Consider the following 3,585-nt stretch of genomic DNA (forward strand, 5'->3'; position numbering starts at 1 on the left):
AAGGCAGGTGCGAAAAATCCTTCGGGAAAGAAGCAGAAACCTAAATCGTGAGGTTTGGGAATCGCCGTCCGTTTTACGGCGGCGAGGATGTCAAATAATTTAGATTGTTCTTTTCTTGCACGTCCGCTTACCGATTGCCTCCCAGCCAATGAGTTTAGAATCCGCTACCGATGAAGTCATTAAGCAAAATTTAGAACAATTTCTAATTGTTTTGTCCGTTTCCCTGAGTGTGGCCACGGTTTCGAGGATTTTTAGCTGGTTTCGCCAAATTCCTTACACCCTATTGTTAGTGATAGTCGGTTTAGGTTTAGCTTTTATCGATATCCGTCTGGTGAACCTATCCCCCGAACTGATTCTAGAAATTTTTCTGCCCCCTTTGCTATTTGAAGCCGCTTGGAATACACGCTGGCGAGATCTGAAGGATAATTGGATTCCCGTCAGTCTTTTCGCTATTGTCGGCGTAATTATCTCGATTTTCGGGGTTGGTTTTACCCTAGATGAATTGACCAATTTACCCCTATTTACGGCCTTATTAGTGGGTGCGAGCCTTTCTTCTACGGATCCCGTCGCTGTTGTCGCTCTTTTTCGCGAATTAGGGGCCAGTAAAAACCTCACCGTGCTTTTGGAAGGGGAAAGCTTATTTAATGATGGGGTCGCTGTCGTCGCTTTCGCTCTTTTGGTGGAAATTCCCCTCGGTGCTAGTGGTCTATCCTTAGAGACAACCATTAGCCGGATTGCCGCTTTTATCGGTATCGGGGTGGCAGTGGGTTGTTTAGTGGGTTTTGGTATTTCCTATCTGACTCAACGTCTCGATTTACCCCTAGTGGAACAGTCTTTAACTCTTGTGTCCGCCTACGGTGCTTATTTATTAACCGAGGAGTTCGGGGGTTCGGGGGTAATCGGAGTGGTGACTACGGGGATTATTTTGGGTAATTTTGGCTCTCGAATTAGTATGAGTCCCCGTACCCGCCTATTAGTCACGCAATTCTGGGAGTTTCTCGCTTTTTTTGTCAATTCGATCGTTTTTCTCCTCATCGGCGATCAGATCCGTCTCTCCAGTTTAGCCGATAATCTCAATTTAATTTTTATCACGATCGCTGCCGTGGTAGCGGCCCGTTTTCTGGCTACCTTTGCTTTGGCAACTGTTAGTAATGCCTTGATGGAAACTAAAATTAATTGGCGGGAAAAAACGGTTTTATGGTGGGGAGGTTTGCGCGGTTCCGTTTCTATTGCCCTAGCTTTAAGTGTGCCGGTTATTTTTCCCAATCGTCAGGATATCATCGATATCGTCTTCGGAGTTGTTCTCTTTACCCTTTTGGTTCAGGGATTAACTATTCAAACTTTCCTATCGAGATTAGACTTGATCGGTGATCAACCAATTCGAGAAAACTATGCGGAACTTTTAGCCCGACGGGTAGCTTTAAAAAGAGTTTTAGACTATCTTTCTAAGTTAGATAAATCTCCCGATGTTGCCCCAGAATTCTTTAGTTATGAGCAGCATCTCGTCAAAGAAAAGTTAAAGACTGTAGAAGCGGAAATACAATCTCTCAACGATAGTTATCCCCAATTACAGCTATTGACAATGGAACAACTTCGGGAAACCCTCCTAGATATCGAAGCTGATACCTACGCTGAATTTATTCGATCCGGCCGTTTAACTAGCAATTTATCCCCCGTCCTCCAAGAAATTCTCGCTGAAAGTAAAATTAGTGAACAGTAGGACTATTTTGGGGTATATACAATCAATCTCAATTCTCCTCACGACCGACGACTGGCTCCTATGACAAAAACCCCTCCAATTAATGAAAGGGTTTTTGTGGGGTTTTATGGGGGATTTTAGGAGACTTTTATGGTTTCTTTTTCGGTGGATTTAGAGGGTTTAAGTTTACGCTTGAGGGTTGAGGCTGCGCCGAGAGTGCCGAGTGCGAGTAAACCTAAGACAGAGGATGGTTCGGGGATTTTCTCTTGAGTTAATCCAGCGCCATTAGTAAAACCAGTAGACCCTGATTTGGTAAAGTTTTCCGTTAGCTGTACAAGGTCTGTATCTGGGGCGATCCTGAAAGTAAAAAAGTTTTTGAAATCAAGCGGAGTCAGAAGAGAAATTAAATCATCTATATAATCTGAACCTAAATCTGGAAGTCCACCATCAAAAGCAGAGCCATCTGGGGCCCCAGAAAGAACCAAATCTCCGCCAAAGCCAAAAAGCTGGCTCCCATTCCAGATGAAATATGGAACTACAGTTTCCAAAAAAACATCTGAATTTTTCCTAATAATAATAGGATCTCCTGATAAGTTCTTGAATCCAGGCTCACCTTCTGGAGTGATACCGTTGAAAGTAAAATCAGGAACTACTACCTCAGCCCCTACAATACTATCGCTTAAATCAACTGTACTATCCTCATTGATGATTTCCACAATCAAATCATCAGTGAAGGACAAGATAGATGTAGTGGCATCAAAGCTAAGGCTATCGCGAGAACGAGAACGAGCTTCTTTTCCTTTGGCTTTTTGAGCATCTTCTAATTTCTGCGCTTGTTTTTCTAACTTATCAATTATGTCAAAAGCTCCGTTCAAATCCAGATTAAAAGGCTCTGCGGTTAAGACGTCTATTAACTTTTGTTTTCCACCAACAGTCCGTGGATCGTTAAGAACCTTAACTAGATTACCAAAAGCTTTGTTTATGGCATCAGATAACGGCTTACCAAGTGCAGCCAGTAATGGATTTTTCCCAGCTTTTAAACCCAATTGATATAAATTCAGCAGAGTATTTACTGATTGAGCAGCATCTCCTGTTATTTTCTGAACTATCTTTTGAGCAACTTGTGCTGCTTGTTCATCTGTAAGTTTTTTTGCATCCTCAGTAGCTTTTTTGAATTCTTTGCTCCCTGGATCTGACTCGGTTAAGCTCTTAACTAAGCTATCTATATCTATTTCTCCGTTAGCCATAGCTGGAGTTTCTGTTGCGATTATCAAAGACACAACTGCTAAGCTCGACAATATTCCAGTATGAAGAAATAAAGGCAATGCTAAAGCGGCTATAACTGCTCTGTTAAGTTGTTTTAGCTTAAATTGGTTTTTAACTTTGTGAATTCGTTGAAAAGTCATTTAGCTTGGATTCTCCTTCTGGATTAAATAACAGCCTCACCCAAGACAGGAGGCAGACAACAAAAGGATACACATTACCCCCCCCCGCACTGTATTCTAAGCTACAATTTAATAAATCTTTATATTCTTCTCCCTAGCTTAGGGATTCATAGGGGAAGGAGTCTCAGGTATTTTCCCCTGTTTTACTGCTTCTCAGGCGACCGATCGCCTTCCGTGAGGGATTGTGGCGCGGTGTGTCAGATTCCGTCATAGGGTTCAAAATTTCGCTAACATTGTTAAGTAGCTGGTTATAATTAAATTAAAAATGGATTTTAGGTTCGATCCCCCCTGCCCCCCTTGATAAGCTATCCATTAGTCGGATCTTTCTTAACAAAAAGAGAAGAAACTTAAAAAAAGGGGAAACGATTGATAGGTATAGTTTTGAAAGAAGGAATTAAGGTGGAGGTAAGCAAAAAAATGGAGAAATGGGCAGCCCAAGAA

Annotated in this window: 1 protein-coding gene and 1 pseudogene; one reads left to right on the forward strand and one right to left on the reverse strand. The window is 42.0% G+C overall.

Annotation, left to right across the window (positions count from 1 at the left end):
* The first annotated feature begins 148 nt into the window (after nucleotides 1-148).
* A complete protein-coding gene (locus O9295_RS18010) occupies nucleotides 149-1,720 on the forward strand; it encodes a Na+/H+ antiporter (protein ID WP_002758276.1) in 1,572 nt (523 codons plus the stop codon).
* Nucleotides 1,721-1,836: 116 nt separating this feature from the next.
* On the opposite strand, the pseudogene O9295_RS18015 reads toward O9295_RS18010, so the two are convergent.
* Nucleotides 1,837-1,959, reverse strand: a pseudogene (locus O9295_RS18015) (PEP-CTERM sorting domain-containing protein); the annotation flags it as partial.
* Nucleotides 1,960-3,585 lie beyond the last annotated feature (1,626 nt).

Origin of the sequence: Microcystis sp. LE18-22.4A, from assembly GCF_027531105.1 — a bacterium.
GTDB classification, from domain to species: domain Bacteria; phylum Cyanobacteriota; class Cyanobacteriia; order Cyanobacteriales; family Microcystaceae; genus Microcystis; species Microcystis aeruginosa.

Excerpts from the sequence above, each read along its gene's own strand:
- O9295_RS18010 (WP_002758276.1), top strand. The coding sequence starts at position 149 with ATGAGTTTAGAATCCGCTACCGATGAAGTCATTAAGCAAAATTTAGAA.